The organism is Sphingobacterium sp. 1.A.5 (genome assembly GCF_002734235.1).
Taxonomy (GTDB): domain Bacteria; phylum Bacteroidota; class Bacteroidia; order Sphingobacteriales; family Sphingobacteriaceae; genus Sphingobacterium; species Sphingobacterium daejeonense.
Window position 1 is genome coordinate 91,155 of sequence record NZ_PEBA01000056.1, and the last position, 16,600, is coordinate 107,754.

Here is a 16,600-nt window from a genome sequence, read left to right on the forward strand (position 1 = left end):
AATCAATTATTAAAAGGAAACCATGATACCGGCATTGATAATGCGTGCTTGAGGATAATATTGTCCTAATGCATTATCAGATTCTGGATCTAAAACCTTGTTCTTACTCCAAGTCAATAGATTTTGACCACTCAAGAAAATTCGTGCACTCGAAATGCTCGCTTTCTCTGTCCATACCGTAGGAAAATTATACCCTAACTCCACATTTTTCAAACGGATATAGTCCGTACTTCTCAACCAATACGTATTGTTATTAGAGAAATACTGGTCACTTCGGTCTGTAATACGAGGATATTCACTGCTTGGATTATCAACTGTCCATCTATTTTCATAAAAGTCAATCAAATAGTTACCAATTGCTCCTGACTCGTCAGTACCTACACGTTGTTCCGCACCTGCAGCTCCTTGAAATAGAATAGATAAATCAAAACTTTTGTAGTTGAATCCAAAATTTACACCTCCTTGGAATGTTGGGATATTATTCATATCTCTACGTACACGGTCATTCGGTGTAATTTTTCCATCACCATCGTAATCCTGATATTTCATGTCCCCAGGACGTAAGTTCCCAGTGATATCAGAATAATCTATTGTATTGGCGTCAATTTCTGCTTGATCCCTGAAAATTCCATCATAGTTATAGTACAAGCCTGCATTGATGGCCCTACCTGTACTTTTTTGCCATTCTGGTGCACCTGGTGCCTCATCCCAAAAGATGATCTTGTTCTTAGCATAACCGGCATTAACAGCAACATTAAATCCTAATTCACCAAATGCCTCACGGTAACCTAAGCTTACATCAAATCCTGAGTTATCTACTTTACCTATGTTCTCAGCTGGTAATGTCATACCAGTACTTTGTGGAATAGAAGCATTTCTCTGCCATAATATACTTTCACGACTGTTCTTGAATAAGTCGATTTCGGCATTGAACTTGCCTTCCATAAACTGAAAATCAAAACCTAAGTTATAGTTATTGGCAACCTCCCAAGTAATAAAGCTATTTGGAACACGGCTCTCACGTAATGATTTAACCATATCATCATTGATAATATAAGACCCAAATCCATACGTCGAGAAGTATTGATATTCTTGAAGGGCACCATTATAGTAAACATTATCATTACCCATCTGTCCATAAGAAGCGCGGATTTTGAAATAGTTTACAAATGGCACGTTGTCTTTCCAGAAATCTTCCTCAGATACAACCCATCCTAACATGGCTCCTGGGAAGAATCCATAACGAGTATCCTTTGGAAACATATATGAACCATCCACACGCCACAACAATTCAGCAATATATTTGCCTTTGTAATTGTAGTTCGCGCGACCAAAGTAATTTAAACGTGCTCGTTCCCAAGCGCCGCCACTATTATCTTTTTCAGCATCTCCTCCAGCAAATAAATAATCAATATCATTAGAGATAAAGAATCTACGGAACGCAGTAAAGTTGTCATTGCGAATAGTTTCTCGGTTCACACCAGCAAGGATATTGAAGGTATGATCACCTATTACTTTATCATAATTTACAACCGCACCTAAAAGCACGTTCAATTGGTCTTCATTACCCTGTGTCAAACGCGGATCTGCAGGACCTCTTTTTCCTTGAACTAATTTTGGAGTTACTCCATCATCTTCATATTCATTTTGCCATGTATACAAGAACCAAGGGGTTTCCCATTTCTTATTATTGCGCAAATATTTATCAACGGCTGCTGTACCTGTTACTTTCAGCCCTTCAACACCTGGAATTTGGATATCGATCTGTCCATTAGTTTGGAAGTAGTATCGTTTATTACGATCGTACCCAGATGCATCTGTGGAGATGACAACAGGGTTTTCACCGTTCTCAATATCAGGTCCTGGCATTCCATTCGGCCAATAAGCAGGTTGAGTAGGGTTACCGCGCATCGTCATACGGAAAATCGTCGCAGCAGATTTCGTAGGATAATTCCTGTCCTCTTGTCTACCCATCATACCAAATTGTAACTTGACGTACTTATTGACATTCGCATCTAAGTTCAAACGAACATCATACTGCTTATAACCATTAGCAGAATTCTTATAATATCCGTCTTGATTTAAATAACCCAAAGACATCAAATAGCGGAAGTCTTCAGAACCTCCGTCCAATTGAAGATTATGCTTGGATTGTGGAGACCAATTTTTTAGAGTTTCCTTATACCAATCAGTATTAGGATGTCCCCAAGGGTCTGATCCATCAGCAAATTTTTGCATGTCCTCTTGTGTAAATGGAGCATTTAATACATCCCCATTCGCTTTAGTGTAAGAGCCTGTGCTGTTGAAAGCATCTAAAGCAGCTTTCCATTCCTCCACTGGTAATTTGAAAATTTCCAATTCATTTCTCATCTCTGCATATTGCCTAGCATCGGCTAATTCAGGGATAACTGTTGGTTGGGAATAACCTTGGTTAAAAGTATAAGAAAGAGTTGGTTTTCCAGTTTTACCACGTTTGGTTGTTACCAGGACTACCCCATTCGCTGCACGGGCACCATAAATTGCTGCAGAGGCATCTTTTAATACCGAGATATTCTCGATATCTGCAGGATTCAGGCGTTCGAAACCACCGGCACGGGCTGGAACACCATCGATTACGATCAGTGGTGATGAATCACCCAGAGTGTTCGTACCACGGATACGGATACCAGAACCATCACCACCTGGCTCACCACTGCGGTTAACAGCAGTAACCCCGGCTACACGACCAGCAATAGTATTCGATAAATTGACAGTTGGAGATTTCTTAAGCTCATCCCCTTTTACTGCAGAAACAGCACCCGTAACGGTTGCTTTCTTCTGCGTACCATAACCAACAACAACAACTTCATCAATATTGTCTGACGTTGCAGTCAGCTCCATATTAACGGTTGTTTGGTTGGAAACTGCAACTTCCCGACTTTCCATCCCGATGGATGAAAAAACTAAGGTAGCAGAACCTGGAACTCCTTCCAGTTCATAATTTCCTTGGTCATCGGTTGTGGTTGCTTGGTTAGTACCTTTCACAGTAACAGTTACTCCAGCCAAGGGTTGACCAGATGAAATGTCTTTAACTGTTCCGCGAACGGTAATTTGTTCTTGCCAATACGATGCATAGGTTGTTGCATCTTTGGCCAAATGGGCAAATGCGGTGGTAGAACTGATGCCAAGAAGCATACTAATCCCTCCAATCCGAAGCATTTTAATCCCATTCTTTCCATTGAAAAGATGGCGGCGTTTAACCATAGAATTAAGGCGTTTAAGTTATTATAGATTTATGTTTAGTAGCCCTAAGATAGGTAAATGCCCATGCTTTCAATACTCATTCATGGAAAAAATGGCTTTTTCTTTTATTTTTTTAACCTAATAAATAATAAAATGTATATATAACAATTCCTAAACCATTGGAAATCATAATGTTAAAATTTTCATAAATTTTTACGGAATTTTATAAATATTGTAACAATTTGCTGATTTATTGAAATATCTTAAAATGAGTTCCACCCGAAAAACACCTTAACACTTTTCAAGACAAAATAATTAAAATGAAATTAATAAAATTTTAACATTAAATATTGATTTTTAACATGTTATTTATTAACTTAGAAGAAACAAACCGATATTTTAATTTTAAAAGGATGAAAGTTATTATAATAGCCCTTTTCTTTATGAAATCCTTTATTTTAACAGCGTTATACTCTTATTATAATTATACGCTGTCAAGCGAATGGATTATGTTTTTAGCATTGTTGATAACCTCGATATTTTATCTATCTATATTTCGAAAATCTAGAAAAAGAACTTTTAAGCACTATTCAAATTCACAAAAAAAAGCCACCATTTGGTAGCTTTTATCGGATTTGATCTAATCTCTATTATTTCAGGATTTCATCTAAAAACATAAGCGTATGGTTCCATGCTCGCTTCGCCATTACTGGATTATAATCTGCTGACTCAGGATTTGTAAAAGTATGCTTAGAATTTGCATAGGTGATGATCTGCCAATCTGCCTTTCCCTCGTTCAATTCTTTAACCAGTCCATCATAATCTTCTGGTTTTACCGAAGCGTCATCAGCAGGATGTTCTACCAATACTTTACTCTTGATTTCAACATTAGGACGATCGGCAGCCTTTGCCAAACCTCCATGAATACATACAACACCTTCAACAGGCAAACCTCCCCTTGCAGCTTCCAAGGCACCAGTTCCTCCAAAACAATAACCAATAACCGCTATCTTAGTAGCACCTGATTTTTTCAGTTCATCTAAAGCAGCTTGGATTCTTCCTTGGTAAGATTTGTAATCATTCTTGTATTGAGAAGATAATTTAGAAGATCCCGCATTGTCCGTTGGTGTGTTGCCAACTCCATATATGTCAGCAATAAATGCGATATAACCTTGCTTCTCCAAAGCAATCGCTGCATCTTTTGCCTCTTGATCGATTCCTTTCCAAGCTGGAAGTATCAATACGCCAGGTAAATTCTGACCTGAATTATTGGTAACCATCCCCTTCAACTCTTGGTTACCATCTTTATAGTTCACCTCTTTCAATTCCTGAGCAATGACCATATTTCCCAATAGGATGCTCATTAAAACTAGAATAGCATGTGTTTTCATGTTTAGATATTTTTAAGTTTAATTTATTTGGCCAAAAACTTCAATAAGGGTTGTATAAACCTTTCGAACACCTCGATATGAGGAAGATGACCTACATTATCCAACTCAACCAATTCAGAGCCTTTTATTTTCTTTTGAGTCTCTTTACCCAAAATTTGATATTGACCCATCTTATTTTGAATCTCAGGATCCTTGACCCTGTCTTTTCCAATGGCAGTTCGATCTCGTGTTCCAATGATTAATAAGGTAGGTAAATCCAAATCTTGGAACTCATAAACTACAGGTTGTGTGAAAACCATGTCGGTAGTTAAAGCATTGTTCCAAGCCACCTTTTTATAATTAGGGTCTTTCACCCAGCCCGTTAATAAATAAACCCATTCATCGTATTCTGGCTTCCACTTATTATCGTAATAGAATTTCAATTGATAAGCTTTTGTACTTTCGTAATTAGCCTTTAATTCAGTCTGATAGCTTTCATCGATTGTAATATATGGAGCATATAACTTCCAATCCTCTAAACCAATAGGATTTTCAAGAATCAATTTCTCCACCTTCTCCGGATACATAAGCGTATACCTTGTTGCCAACATACCACCCATGGAATGACCTAAAAGTGAAAATTTATCTATGCCCAAATGCTTGATGACCTGATCAGTATTGTATGCCAATTGCTGAAAACTATACTGATAAGAATCAGGTTTTGAAGACTTTCCGAAACCGATTTGATCCGGAACCACTACTCGGTAACCATTTTTTGTTAATGCCTCAATGGTTGTCTTCCAGTATGCACCATTAAAATTTTTCCCATGCAATAATACTATGGTTTTGCCATTGGAATTACTGCTCGGCTTTACATCCATGTAAAACATCTTCAGATCTTGTTGCTGATTGGGCGTAAGATCAATCGAATCTACAGGATAAGGATAGGTATAATTAGAAAGATTAATATCTAAAACAGATCGGCCATCTTGAGCATAAATGTTGGAACAACTTAATAAGATAATAAGGATATAATAAATCTTTCTCATGTTGTATTAATTAGGTTTTTTATCTTCCATAAATGGAATAACACTCATTACGTCATAAGTAGCAAAACCTGCATCTTTAGCTCCCTGATAAGTTTTTAAAACACTATCTGTCAATGGGTATTTCGCACCTGCCTCAACAGCTAGTTTCACATCTTTCAACATTAAATCGATTGAAAATGCAGCCGGATATTCATCCTTGATGATCATAGATGTCTTTACTTTGGAAGCTCCACTTCCACTTGCACTTTCATTTATTATGCTCATCATGTTTTCACGAGAAATCCCCATCTTTTCAGCAAATAAAACCGTCTCGGCCATGCCTTGATAGAGGATCGACAAATAATAATTAATACATAGTTTCGCATTGACACCCTGACCATTTGCACCCATATATTTTACCTCCTTGCCCATGATTTCCAAATAAGGCAAAACTTTCTTCTCATCCGCTTCATCACCGCCGACCATAAATATTAAGGTCCCATCCTTTGCCGGCTGCGTACTTCCGGCAACAGGCGCATCGATAAAACTTGCTCCTTTCAATTTAGTGGTTTCTGAAATGGCTTTGGAGGCATCTTGTGAAATGGTACTCATATCCACAAACAATTTACCAGCAATGTCCATGGATAGAATGGTTTCATAAACAGCATGTACAGCGTCATCATTGGTCAACATCGTGAAAATAATATCGCACTCCTTTACAAGTGAATAAATATCATTACAAGGGATACTCTTCTCTGAGAAATCATTCATCTTTTCAGGAGTCCTGTTATAAACATACAAAGGTACCCCTGCTTGTTCCAAATTCTTGGCCATCGGTTTACCCATGTTTCCAAGACCTATAAATCCGATTTTATCTTTATATTCCATACCGCAATTTAAGCATTTGGAACGGGAGCTTCCTCAATGATCAATTTTTCACTTTTCAGTTCATCCCAAAATCCTTTCGGCACCTTCGCTTCAAATGATGCCGCATTTTCTTTAGCCTGTTCTCCTGAACTTGCACCAGGAATAACTGCTGATACTACATCAGGTGCCGCTGAGAATTGAAGAGCCGCAGTCCGCAAATCAACTTTATGATTCGCAGCAACTCTTTCTAACTTTTCTAATTTCTCAGCCGCAAATGCTGGAATATCCTTCCCATATAAATATCTAGGACGACCCGCTAAAAATCCTGCACACAATGGCGCTCCAACAACAATAGACATCCCTTTTTCGGCTATTTTAGGAAATACTTGCTTTAAATCATCCTCATACTTGATCAATGAATATTGGCATGCTGAGAGAAAAATATCTGGATCTGCAACCTCAATGGTCTTTAAAATCGGTTCTATGGTATTAACTCCCAATCCCCAACCTTTGATTAATCCTTCTTCCCTCATTTTGGTCAACTCCTTGAATGCTCCGTTTTTCGCAGTTTCAAAATATTGTAACCAATCCTTACCCATATCTCCATTATCGGGTGAAAGGTCATGAACGAAAACAATATCCAATGAACCAATGCCCAAGCGTTGTAAACTATCTTCGACTGATTTCCTTGCCCCATCTGCAGAATAATCATAGGTATATGAAGCATTCATCTGTCCACCCCACATCAACCCTTTCTGCTTATAATTATCATGAGGAACCAATAATCTCCCAATTTTTGTGGAAATTGTATACTCATCCTTCAACTTATCTTTTAAATACAGCCCCATCCTACGCTCACTAATGCCAAGGCCATACCAAGGCGAGGTATCAAAATATCTAACCCCAGAATTCCAAGCTTGGTCCAATGCTTCATGTGCAGCAATATCCCCATGATCTACATTAAATCCGTTTCCAATAGCTACTCCCCCAAATCCACTCATGGTTTTTGGACGAAATTTATTCGTTTGTGCTGTTTTACTCATAGTTTTTGTGTTTCCAATTAAATCAGTAGGTAATTTGCTGTTCCCAACAGCTAATCCCCCTCCTAATAAAATACTTTGTGTAATAAAATTCCTTCTATCCATCATTTAGGTGATATAATTTTAATATGTCAGTGTTTTTTTATCTATTATTAAGAACAGACTTTATGAAGATTTGTTGTATTAAAATAAAAAAAGCCTATCATTATGATAGACTTACTTTTTGTATTTGTCATGCAATCCTTTCCCTGAAAGGACCAAAGGAATTATTTTTTCAACCCTTGAAATTTTTGTTTTTTCCTGTTTTGCTTCCTCAATATATTCAGCATATTCCTTCTGCTTTCCGGGAGTAAGTTGGTAATAAGATTCATGAAATTTTTTATCCTTATCCAAATACTCCTTAAGTATCCCACTTACCTCTTTTGCTGGAGATTTTGTTGGTTTAATTTCTTTTCCATCTCTAACCGTTTGTACAGATTCCTCAATATAGGCTAGAATATCCTTTTCTTTCATATCCCTCACATCGGTAAACCTCCACTGCCGCAATGATTTGGTTTTTCCTTCCGATGCTGTTACTAAAACATTTAATTTATCCTCCAGAAATACACCATTATAAAACCATAATGAAAAGAACTCTTTAAACCCTCCCCATCCGATTATATTTTTACCATTGAAAGTGTAAACATCAGTGCCCCATTTGATCTCTTTTTTTAATGGAGTTTTAGTCCTAGACATCAAATCACTCATGAATTCTTGACACTCATCCCATTTTGAGTTTTTATGTTCCCAACTCGGATATTTCTTTTCCTTCAAGAGCTCTGCATTAAACCTTACGATATCAGAGATTAACTTTTCAGGAAGTGGTGAATCCAACGGAAATTGTACAGCCCCTTTTGAAGTTTTGAATGGCTTCAATTCAGGTTCAAAATGGTTGATTGCTGCAGTACCGGGGTATAAACCCAAATGGTTCTTGAACATAGCAAAGTGAATCAAGTTGCCATTATAACGAAAAGTAGGCATCTTATAATTGATAGTCTCCTTAGAATCTTGTGGTGCCGCCTGCTTGATAATAGAATATACATCACGAAGGTATTCCTTTTGTTTACCTTCAAACTCTTCTATATATTCAGCAATATTAGTGAAATCGCTCATACATTAATTTTGGGGTCTCATAAAATCAAAAGCACCTTTTCGTAGGTTAATACCATATTCCAAACTTGCTTTTAGGCACGCCAAGAAGTTTGACCACCCTTCAGTCTGACCAATAGCTTGTTGAATTCCTTCATCATTCATAGGCATAAAGCTCTCTTTAATACGGACTACTGTAAATATATCTTTATAGGCTTCCAAGAAAACCTCCACTTTCATCCCTTCTGCACCACCACTCCAATCAAAGGAAATATATTCATAAGGGCGAATATCAATTCCCGTGACTGGAAATATATCATCAAATTCCGGAAATTTCCACTCCACTGTTACCCCTTCTTCAAGCCTACCTGAAGACTTCTCAATAAAATAATTACTCATTTTATCTGGATCTATGATTGCCTCAAAAACCTCCTCAATAGGTTTTAAAATCTCAATGGATGCCCTGGCTGTTAAAAAATCATTCATAATATCTTTTTTTATATTTCTAATAAACAAACTAAAATCTAATTTAGGGCTAAAAAAATCTTAATTTCATTTTTGTACAAGTTTTTCTTGCCATATGGCAAGAAAGATTAAAAATTATAATCCTATTTTCGAATAACACTAATAAACTATAAAATGGAAAAGAAAAGAATCCACATCGAATCCCTGATCAATGCACCTTTGGACCTTGTTTGGGATACCTATAATAATCCCGAAGATATTAAACAATGGAACCACGCATCAGATGACTGGCACTGTCCATCTTCACAGAATGATTTGCGTGTGGGTGGAAAGTTCAACAACAAAATGGCAGCTAAAGATGGTAGTTTTGAATTTGATTTCGAAGGAACTTATACTGAAGTAACTCCAAAAAACAGTATTTCTTATGTCCTAGGCGACAACAGAACAACTGACATGAAATTTCAAGACGAAAATGGAATGACAAAGGTTCTGATTGATTTTGACGCTGAAGAAACTAATCCGGAAGAAATGCAAAGGGAAGGATGGCAATCTATATTAGACAATTTCAAAAAACATGTAGAGAGCAAAGCTTAAAATTATGTCTGAAAAAAAATATAAAGTTGGACAGATCGTTTGGGCTGACCTCACGACTAATCAAGCAGATTCCCTAAAAGAGTTCTATAAAGATGTGCTAGGCTGGAAAGAATTCCCTGTAGCAATGAAGGATGGTGAAGAATCATATAATGATTATGCCATGCTGATCGATGAGAAAGAACCCGCTGGTGGAATTTGCAATCAACGTGGCGTAAATGCTGGCATACCGCCACAATGGATTATGTATGTATGTGTAGAAGATGTAGATGCCACTTTGAAAACAGCAATTGAAAAAGGTGGAAAATTAATCCATGAAAGCAAAAAATCCGACGGAACTCTAAATTATGTCATTGTCCAAGATCCTGCAGGAGCAGTATTTGGATTCGGAAAATTTCAATAACATGAAAACAATATATTTTACAACAACAATCGAAGCTGATCCACAAAAAGTTTATGACTTAATGTTGGGTCATGATACATATAGAGAATGGACTAAACCATTTAGCCCTACTTCTGGTATCAAAGGAAATTGGGAAGAAGGTTCAAAAATGTTCTTTACCTCAACCGACCAAGATGGTCTTGAAGCAGGTATGATTTCTATGGTTGACAAAAATATTCCAGCAGAAATAGTTATTATTAGGCATATTGGAATGTTTAATCATATTGGTGAGCTGTATGAAGGTGAAATGATTGATAATTGGAAAAACGCACTCGAAGTATACCGGTTTAAAAAAATAGATGGAAAAACAGAATTGATCTGCTCTGTGGAGGTTTCCGCTGATGAAGATGCAAATATGTTTGATGAATCTTGGCCCGAAGCTTTACGTCTATTAAAAGAAATCTGCGAAAAATAATTATGGCCAAGCTAAAAACCCAATTCACCGCAGTGGATGTTGAGGAATTCATCAACAACTTAGATAATGAACAAAAGAAAAAAGATTCCTTTGAATTAATAGAATTGATGGAAAAAGCAACTGGCGAAAAAGCCAAGATGTTTGGTCCTACAATTATAGGTTTTGGTCAGTATCATTATAAGTATGCAAGTGGACACGAGGGTGATGCGCCCCTGCTAGGGTTCTCACCCCGCAAGGCGGCCATTTCTTTGTATGTCACCACAGGTTGTGATGACCAAAAACAATATCTAGAAGGATTGGGGAAATACAAAATGGCCAAAGCTTGTATATATATCAAAAAACTAGATGATATAAATATTGAAGTTCTTAATAAGATCATGAAAGAATCAATTGAGTTCGTTTCAAATAAATACGAAAGAATTAATCCTAAATAATATTACTGTTGACATACCTTTGTCAGATAGACCTCCTAAATTAGAATATAATTTAATGAAGGAATACTATGAAACAACATACTACAAACTATTTCAACACATTGATCACGGTTGCTGAAGACTGCAAAGCTTTGAAAGGCGAAATGCCACCAGTTAAAATCGATAAACTAACTGTAGCTAACCTACAATTTGACCGTTTGATAAAACATCCTAATAAAATTAATTCCGACGATCTGATTTTTGATATCTTCGCAGAAAGAAATGAAATTCTTGAAGATGATATCGAATCAGAAAGAACAAAATTCTATTCCAAAGGTCAAGCATGCCTGCGAACCTCTCCCCTCGCCAAAACTTATGGTTGGGGAATATATTATGACCATGAAGGTAAAATTAGATTAATTGATAGTGCGTCTGAAGAATATGAAAAAATGTTGAAGGACGACAAAATCAAGAAATTACCAGCAATGAGGTCATCCAAAAAATAAGATTCCCGGAAAAAATTAGTATAATTTTTTAAGGCACATGTCAGGCCAACCTGCAACTCAAAGCGCTAAGATTTGCACTAACAATGCTGACGATGGTTGGTGGAGACACCAACCATGGCGTTGGAATGTTTTCAGTGTCAGGTGAGTAAACCAGCCACGGCTCTATCCGCCATACCACCCCAGAGGGGTGTCACTATTATAGAATTGACATTACATTACCATTCAACCCTGTAGGGGTGTCACTATAAATTACTGGTTATTAAATAGCTATCCATGTTGCCGAACAATCTAATTTCCTGTAATTCAACAAAATAGTTTCTTGAGCTAAAGCTCAAGAATGACACGCATTCCTGTTGGGGACTAAGGGGGAATTGGGCGTGTCATTCCCTCTCGTAAGAGAGGGAAACTATTTACTGAACTATTCACCACTGTTTTGAATGAAAGAAGTTTACTTGCCGCCGTGACAACTATCCCCACCTACCACAACCAACCCAATTAATTTTTCAATTCTTGTCTTATGACAAGTGTATTTCTTCTATTTCCCCATAACTTAGTTTTAGAAAATGAAGGATCACATTAATTAATACTATCATGGAAAAGAAATTTAATTATCAGATCAACGACAGAGAAGTCATCATCACGCGACCATTCGAAGCCGCTCACACGAATGTGTGGGAAGCCTTCACAGACAGCAGGATTCTTGATCAATGGTGGGCTCCGAAACCATGGAATTGCCATACTAAAAGTCAAGAATTCAAAGTAAATGGCCGATGGCTTTATTATATGGAAGGACCAAATGGCGAAAGGCACTACTCCTATTTTGATTACAAATCCATTGATCCGCAAAACTCCTATTCAGGACTAGATGGATTCTGTGATGAAAACGGAAACTCAACCGAGGACCAACCAAGTTCTGAATGGAAAATCACCTTCAGCTCTGACAAGGGAATCTGTACAATGAAAGCTAGCTGCCAATATCCGGATGAGGAAACAATGAAAACATTCCTCGACATGGGATTTTTAGAAGGTTTCGAAACAGGCCTTAACCAACTCGAAGAGTTATTAAAAAGATAATCTAACTGACATATAGCTGTCACTAGACCACCTTATTTTTATAATATTAAACAAAAACATAAACCACAAAATTTTAAGATTATGGCAAAGGTACATGCTTATTTAAACTTCAATGGAGATTGTAATCAAGCTTTTGATTTTTATCAAAAAGTGTTCAACTCTGAAAGGCTGGGAACATACTTTTATGATGATATTCCTGCAGAACCAAATCAACCACCACTACCGGAAGATGCAAAAGGTAAGGTCATGCACACTGCAGTGAAAATCAACCCTGAAACTATGTTGATGGGTTCTGATGTCGTAGAAGGATTTGGACATGCTCTGACTAATGGAAACTCAACTTACATCATGCTCGATGTCGAAAGTCCTGAGGAGGCAAAACTATACTATGATGCTTTGTCGGAAGGTGCTAGAGTGATGGAAATGGAACTGGGAGAAACATTCTTCGCTGAACTATATTCATCTTTCCAAGACAAATTCGGAATCAATTGGATGATTCACTTTGAAGGAAACAAAAAAATGGGATAAGGAAAAACCTTGTTTTTCACACTGGATTATAATGATAACAGTGGTAAACTCCAGGGTTTATCACTGTTAATTAAATGATTTGAAATGGATAATATAATCTTTAGAGCGGGAAACAACATTGCAATCAAAATACCGATTGAACTTTATGAGGAGACACTCCACTTCTACCGAGATATCCTGCTATTAGAAACCGAAGAACAACAAATTGAACACCCAAGTATTATTAAATCAACCAAAGTAAAATTTGGAGATATTAATCTTTGGTTGGATGCCGTACCCCAGAAAAAAGAAACAAAAATCTACCTTGAACTCAATACCAATCAAATGCAAAATGCGTTGGATTATTTAAGCACCAATAAAATCCAAATCGCTGCAGATGAAGACGAACAAAGTCCAGATATTCAATGGATCAAAGATCCTGCTGGAAATACACTGCTATTACATACTAATAATCTAGATAATCAAGATCCAAAAATTAAGATTATCTAAACTTTTCAAACAGCATGAGAAAACTAATCGTACAGGAATTTGTATCAGCAGATGGATTTGCTGCTGACCGGGACAAAACTACCAGCTTTTTTGATGGCACTAAAATGCATGTCGGAAAAGAAATCGACTTATACCAAGTTGAATTTATCAAAACAATTGATACAATTTTACTAGGTAAAAATACATATGAGATGTTTCTTGAATTTTGGCCAAATGCAGACCCCAATGAAGAACCTGTCGCTGATCCTCTAAATAGCACCAACAAACTTGTGGTCTCAACATCACTTAAAGAGGTAAGTTGGGGCAAGTGGAATAATGCTGCTATTATTAACGAAAATATCATTGATTCTATTAGGGAGTTGAAATCTAAACCAGGAAAAGACATAGTCGTTTGGGGAAGTCTGACTCTTGCAAAATCGCTTTTTAAAGCCAAACTGGTGGATGAGTTACATGTATTGGTTTGCCCTGTTGCAATTGGAAAAGGCTACCATTTCATCTCTGAAGATGAAGAATTAATGAAATTAAAATTATTAGCTAACAAAACATTTACTTCCTCTGTTGTAAGTTCTGTGTATCAAGTAATCCAATAATTCCAATAAAAGGTAGGTAATATAAATATTTTAACCATGTCCTTTATCGAAGAAATCATCCTATTATCGCAATTTAAAAACGCTTTAAACCACAATATTATGTCAAATAAAATAATACCATCACTTTGGTTTGATAATAATGCCAAAGAGGCTTTCGATTTTTATACGGATGTTTTTCCCAATAGTTCCATAATCAAGGACAGCCCAATTGTCGTTGAGGCTAACATCATGGGAATGGATTTTATTGGCATCAATGGAGGTCCCATTTTTCATCCAAATGCGACCATTTCATACATGCCAATATTCGAAAGCAAGGATCAATTAGATCATGCATGGAATAAGCTCTTAGATGGTGGGCAAATTTTAATGCTACTTGATAAATATCCATTTTCCGAACATTATGGATTCATCGCTGATAAATATGGATTTTGTTGGCAGTTGTATTACGGTAAGGTAGACAATACTAATGGCCAAGCTGTTATCCCTACATTTATGTTCTGTGATAAACAACAGGGAAACTGTAAAGATGCCCTTAAGTTTTATGCAGACCTATTCCCAGATTTTCAAGAACAGGGAGCATTGGAATATCCCGAAGGCCATATGAAAGGACAGATCATGCATGCACAATTTGTAGCCAACGGCGTTACATTGGCTGCAATGGATTCTGGAGTGCCTCAAAATTTCAACTTCAATGAAGCAAATTCTTTGACAGTGACCTGCAAAAATCAAGAAGAAATAGATTATTATTGGAACAAGATCACAGCTGATGGCTCAGAAAGTCAATGTGGATGGTGTAAAGATAAATTCGGAATTAGCTGGCAGATTGTTCCGAAAGACATTTCAAAACTATTGAAATCTACAGAAGCTAATCAAGCGCTTATGAAAATGAAAAAAATCATAATTGCTGACCTAGTGGAAGCATAAATATCTTTTTGATGAACAAGTACATTATATTTCTACGGGCAGTCAATGTATCCGGAAAGAATATTATTAAAATGACAGACCTCAAAGAAAAGTTGAGTTCCGTAGGTTTTGAACAAATAAAAACTTATATCCAAAGCGGCAATATATGTTTGGAATCTAAATTAGATCCTTCGCAAGTTTTGAAACAGGTCAAAAGCTTAATTAATAAAGAATTTGGTCATGATATAGATGTATTTGTTCTCACTGTAAACGAGATTCAACAATCCCTCGATAATAATCCCTTTTCAAAAGAATTACCTCCCAACAAAGTCTTCGTTACATTCATGGATAGAATTCCTGAAAAAAATTTAATAGAAGACTTTAAAAGTTTAAAATTACAACCTGAAGAATTTCACGTTACCGAAAAGCTGTTTTACTTCTATTTGCCTGATGGAATGGCTAATAGCAAATTGAACAATAACCTTATTGAGAAAAAATTAAAGGTAAAATCAACCGGGAGAAACCTAAATACAATCAATAAAATTTTAAATTTGATTAAACAATAATTTTAATTACAAACCAATTTTATTAATCATGAAATTTTTAAAGTATTTTCTAATTACAGTATTAGGAATAGTTGCAATAACCTTATTGGTTGCAGCATTCTTGCCTAAGGATTTTCACGCAGGTAGTGAAATTGAAATCAACAAGCCAAAAGCTGAAGTTTTTGAATATGTAAAACTTATCAAGAATCAAGGTAATTATGACAATTGGTCAAGGATGGATCCCAACATTGTTCGCAATTATGAAGGTACAGATGGAACCCCTGGATTCACTTACACCTGGCAAAGCAAAAAAGTAGGTGATGGAAAACAGGTTATTACTGCTGTTGATTCAGCAAATGGAAGAATTGATATGGATCTGTTCTTCGATGGTTCAGAGGTTGCAAATAAATCATTTATGAAAGTGACTGAATTAAACCCTAATAAATCAAAAGTAGAATGGAAAGTAGATGGTAAAATACCTTATCCATTTAACCTTATGGGTCTTTTCTTTGACATGAACAAAGATTTTGATGCAGGTCTAAACCATTTAAAAGAAATTTTAGAAAAATAAAACGAAATGAAACTAATCACTCCAAAGGATTGCGACAATGCTCCAAAACGAAGAATAATTAGGGATCTGAATATCGCATTTGCTAAAGCAGATGTTCAAAGCCTCAAAGAATTCTTCCACCCAGAAATAGAATGGGAAATGATTGGAGATAAAACAATCAGCGGATTCGATGGAGTGATTAAGTTTTTAGAAAATATTAAAGATTCTAAAGCCACTGCTCTAGAAATTAAACAAATCATAACCCACGGAAAACACGCAGCAGCAAGTGGAATATTGTCTTTCAAAATTGAAAATATAGTCTTCCATGATTTTTATGAGTTCGCTTCTGCTAGTTCAGATAAAATAAAGAAAATCAGCAGCATGGCTATTTCTTTAAAATAAAATATCAATATATTTTTTCAAGAATTATATCT

At 36.3% G+C, this 16,600-nt stretch carries 20 protein-coding genes; 13 read left to right on the forward strand and 7 right to left on the reverse strand.

The window, feature by feature from the left end:
• Positions 1-9: 9 nt before the first annotated feature.
• From CRT24_RS16150 to CRT24_RS16180, 7 genes are all read right to left on the reverse strand, one after another.
• A complete protein-coding gene (locus tag CRT24_RS16150; protein WP_257214067.1) occupies positions 10-3,243 on the reverse strand; it encodes a TonB-dependent receptor in 3,234 nt (1,077 codons plus the stop codon).
• A gap of 629 nt (positions 3,244-3,872) precedes the next feature.
• Complete coding sequence (locus CRT24_RS16155) at positions 3,873-4,613, reverse strand: dienelactone hydrolase family protein (RefSeq protein WP_099372215.1); 741 nt, start codon at positions 4,611-4,613, stop codon at positions 3,873-3,875.
• A 23-nt stretch (positions 4,614-4,636) separates the two neighbouring features.
• Positions 4,637-5,641 (reverse strand): alpha/beta fold hydrolase, encoded by a 1,005-nt coding sequence (locus CRT24_RS16160; protein WP_099372216.1) that lies wholly within the window; start codon positions 5,639-5,641, stop codon positions 4,637-4,639.
• Positions 5,642-5,647: 6 nt separating this feature from the next.
• Positions 5,648-6,508, reverse strand: coding sequence for an NAD(P)-dependent oxidoreductase (locus tag CRT24_RS16165; RefSeq protein ID WP_099372217.1), 861 nt, complete (start codon positions 6,506-6,508; stop codon positions 5,648-5,650).
• 8 nt (positions 6,509-6,516) lie between these two features.
• Entirely contained in the window at positions 6,517-7,635 is a 1,119-nt protein-coding gene (locus CRT24_RS16170) for an aldo/keto reductase (RefSeq protein ID WP_099372218.1), read from the reverse strand.
• Between the two features lie 108 nt (positions 7,636-7,743).
• Positions 7,744-8,679: a DUF1801 domain-containing protein gene (locus tag CRT24_RS16175; protein WP_099372219.1), complete on the reverse strand. Its 936-nt coding sequence runs from the start codon at positions 8,677-8,679 to the stop codon at positions 7,744-7,746.
• Positions 8,680-8,682: 3 nt separating this feature from the next.
• On the reverse strand, positions 8,683-9,141 hold the full coding sequence (locus CRT24_RS16180; protein ID WP_099372220.1) for an SRPBCC domain-containing protein: 459 nt from the start codon (positions 9,139-9,141) through the stop codon (positions 8,683-8,685).
• A gap of 153 nt (positions 9,142-9,294) precedes the next feature.
• Between CRT24_RS16180 and CRT24_RS16185 the strand changes: the two genes are divergently transcribed.
• The 13 genes from CRT24_RS16185 (at position 9,295) to CRT24_RS16245 (ending at position 16,568) form a co-directional block, all read left to right on the forward strand.
• The gene (locus CRT24_RS16185) at positions 9,295-9,714 is read left to right on the forward strand and encodes an SRPBCC family protein (RefSeq protein WP_099372221.1); all 420 of its coding nucleotides are present in this window, start codon (positions 9,295-9,297) and stop codon (positions 9,712-9,714) included.
• 4 nt (positions 9,715-9,718) lie between these two features.
• On the forward strand, positions 9,719-10,114 hold the full coding sequence (locus tag CRT24_RS16190; RefSeq protein WP_099372222.1) for a VOC family protein: 396 nt from the start codon (positions 9,719-9,721) through the stop codon (positions 10,112-10,114).
• A gap of 1 nt (position 10,115) precedes the next feature.
• Entirely contained in the window at positions 10,116-10,568 is a 453-nt protein-coding gene (locus tag CRT24_RS16195) for an SRPBCC domain-containing protein (RefSeq protein ID WP_099372223.1), read from the forward strand.
• Positions 10,569-10,570: 2 nt separating this feature from the next.
• Positions 10,571-11,002: a DUF1801 domain-containing protein gene (locus CRT24_RS16200; protein WP_099372224.1), complete on the forward strand. Its 432-nt coding sequence runs from the start codon at positions 10,571-10,573 to the stop codon at positions 11,000-11,002.
• 68 nt (positions 11,003-11,070) lie between these two features.
• Entirely contained in the window at positions 11,071-11,487 is a 417-nt protein-coding gene (locus CRT24_RS16205) for a DUF6157 family protein (protein ID WP_099372225.1), read from the forward strand.
• Positions 11,488-12,078: 591 nt separating this feature from the next.
• Complete coding sequence (locus CRT24_RS16210) at positions 12,079-12,561, forward strand: SRPBCC domain-containing protein (protein ID WP_099372226.1); 483 nt, start codon at positions 12,079-12,081, stop codon at positions 12,559-12,561.
• An 81-nt stretch (positions 12,562-12,642) separates the two neighbouring features.
• Entirely contained in the window at positions 12,643-13,089 is a 447-nt protein-coding gene (locus CRT24_RS16215) for a VOC family protein (RefSeq protein ID WP_099372227.1), read from the forward strand.
• 84 nt (positions 13,090-13,173) lie between these two features.
• Positions 13,174-13,578 carry a hypothetical protein gene (locus CRT24_RS16220; RefSeq protein ID WP_099372228.1) on the forward strand — a complete coding sequence of 135 codons (405 nt, stop codon included), beginning with the start codon at positions 13,174-13,176 and terminating at the stop codon, positions 13,576-13,578.
• 14 nt (positions 13,579-13,592) lie between these two features.
• Positions 13,593-14,168: a dihydrofolate reductase family protein gene (locus CRT24_RS16225; protein ID WP_099372229.1), complete on the forward strand. Its 576-nt coding sequence runs from the start codon at positions 13,593-13,595 to the stop codon at positions 14,166-14,168.
• Between the two features lie 99 nt (positions 14,169-14,267).
• Positions 14,268-15,092 carry a VOC family protein gene (locus tag CRT24_RS16230; RefSeq protein ID WP_180269155.1) on the forward strand — a complete coding sequence of 275 codons (825 nt, stop codon included), beginning with the start codon at positions 14,268-14,270 and terminating at the stop codon, positions 15,090-15,092.
• A gap of 11 nt (positions 15,093-15,103) precedes the next feature.
• Positions 15,104-15,637: a DUF1697 domain-containing protein gene (locus CRT24_RS16235; protein WP_099372231.1), complete on the forward strand. Its 534-nt coding sequence runs from the start codon at positions 15,104-15,106 to the stop codon at positions 15,635-15,637.
• 28 nt (positions 15,638-15,665) lie between these two features.
• A complete protein-coding gene (locus tag CRT24_RS16240) occupies positions 15,666-16,187 on the forward strand; it encodes an SRPBCC family protein (protein ID WP_099372232.1) in 522 nt (173 codons plus the stop codon).
• Between the two features lie 6 nt (positions 16,188-16,193).
• Entirely contained in the window at positions 16,194-16,568 is a 375-nt protein-coding gene (locus tag CRT24_RS16245; RefSeq protein ID WP_099372233.1) for a nuclear transport factor 2 family protein, read from the forward strand.
• The last annotated feature ends 32 nt before the right edge of the window (positions 16,569-16,600 follow it).

What these genes read in the sequence shown, in the direction of transcription:
- CRT24_RS16150 (WP_257214067.1), bottom strand. Translation starts at nt 3,243, where the DNA reads ATGGTTAAACGCCGCCATCTTTTCAATGGAAAGAATGGGATTAAAATG.
- CRT24_RS16155 (WP_099372215.1), bottom strand. Translation starts at nt 4,613, where the DNA reads ATGAAAACACATGCTATTCTAGTTTTAATGAGCATCCTATTGGGAAAT.
- CRT24_RS16160 (WP_099372216.1), bottom strand. Translation starts at nt 5,641, where the DNA reads ATGAGAAAGATTTATTATATCCTTATTATCTTATTAAGTTGTTCCAAC.
- CRT24_RS16165 (WP_099372217.1), bottom strand. Translation starts at nt 6,508, where the DNA reads ATGGAATATAAAGATAAAATCGGATTTATAGGTCTTGGAAACATGGGT.
- CRT24_RS16170 (WP_099372218.1), bottom strand. Translation starts at nt 7,635, where the DNA reads ATGATGGATAGAAGGAATTTTATTACACAAAGTATTTTATTAGGAGGG.
- CRT24_RS16175 (WP_099372219.1), bottom strand. Translation starts at nt 8,679, where the DNA reads ATGAGCGATTTCACTAATATTGCTGAATATATAGAAGAGTTTGAAGGT.
- CRT24_RS16180 (WP_099372220.1), bottom strand. Translation starts at nt 9,141, where the DNA reads ATGAATGATTTTTTAACAGCCAGGGCATCCATTGAGATTTTAAAACCT.
- CRT24_RS16185 (WP_099372221.1), top strand. Translation starts at nt 9,295, where the DNA reads ATGGAAAAGAAAAGAATCCACATCGAATCCCTGATCAATGCACCTTTG.
- CRT24_RS16190 (WP_099372222.1), top strand. Translation starts at nt 9,719, where the DNA reads ATGTCTGAAAAAAAATATAAAGTTGGACAGATCGTTTGGGCTGACCTC.
- CRT24_RS16195 (WP_099372223.1), top strand. Translation starts at nt 10,116, where the DNA reads ATGAAAACAATATATTTTACAACAACAATCGAAGCTGATCCACAAAAA.
- CRT24_RS16200 (WP_099372224.1), top strand. Translation starts at nt 10,571, where the DNA reads ATGGCCAAGCTAAAAACCCAATTCACCGCAGTGGATGTTGAGGAATTC.
- CRT24_RS16205 (WP_099372225.1), top strand. Translation starts at nt 11,071, where the DNA reads ATGAAACAACATACTACAAACTATTTCAACACATTGATCACGGTTGCT.
- CRT24_RS16210 (WP_099372226.1), top strand. Translation starts at nt 12,079, where the DNA reads ATGGAAAAGAAATTTAATTATCAGATCAACGACAGAGAAGTCATCATC.
- CRT24_RS16215 (WP_099372227.1), top strand. Translation starts at nt 12,643, where the DNA reads ATGGCAAAGGTACATGCTTATTTAAACTTCAATGGAGATTGTAATCAA.
- CRT24_RS16220 (WP_099372228.1), top strand. Translation starts at nt 13,174, where the DNA reads ATGGATAATATAATCTTTAGAGCGGGAAACAACATTGCAATCAAAATA.
- CRT24_RS16225 (WP_099372229.1), top strand. Translation starts at nt 13,593, where the DNA reads ATGAGAAAACTAATCGTACAGGAATTTGTATCAGCAGATGGATTTGCT.
- CRT24_RS16230 (WP_180269155.1), top strand. Translation starts at nt 14,268, where the DNA reads ATGTCAAATAAAATAATACCATCACTTTGGTTTGATAATAATGCCAAA.
- CRT24_RS16235 (WP_099372231.1), top strand. Translation starts at nt 15,104, where the DNA reads ATGAACAAGTACATTATATTTCTACGGGCAGTCAATGTATCCGGAAAG.
- CRT24_RS16240 (WP_099372232.1), top strand. Translation starts at nt 15,666, where the DNA reads ATGAAATTTTTAAAGTATTTTCTAATTACAGTATTAGGAATAGTTGCA.
- CRT24_RS16245 (WP_099372233.1), top strand. Translation starts at nt 16,194, where the DNA reads ATGAAACTAATCACTCCAAAGGATTGCGACAATGCTCCAAAACGAAGA.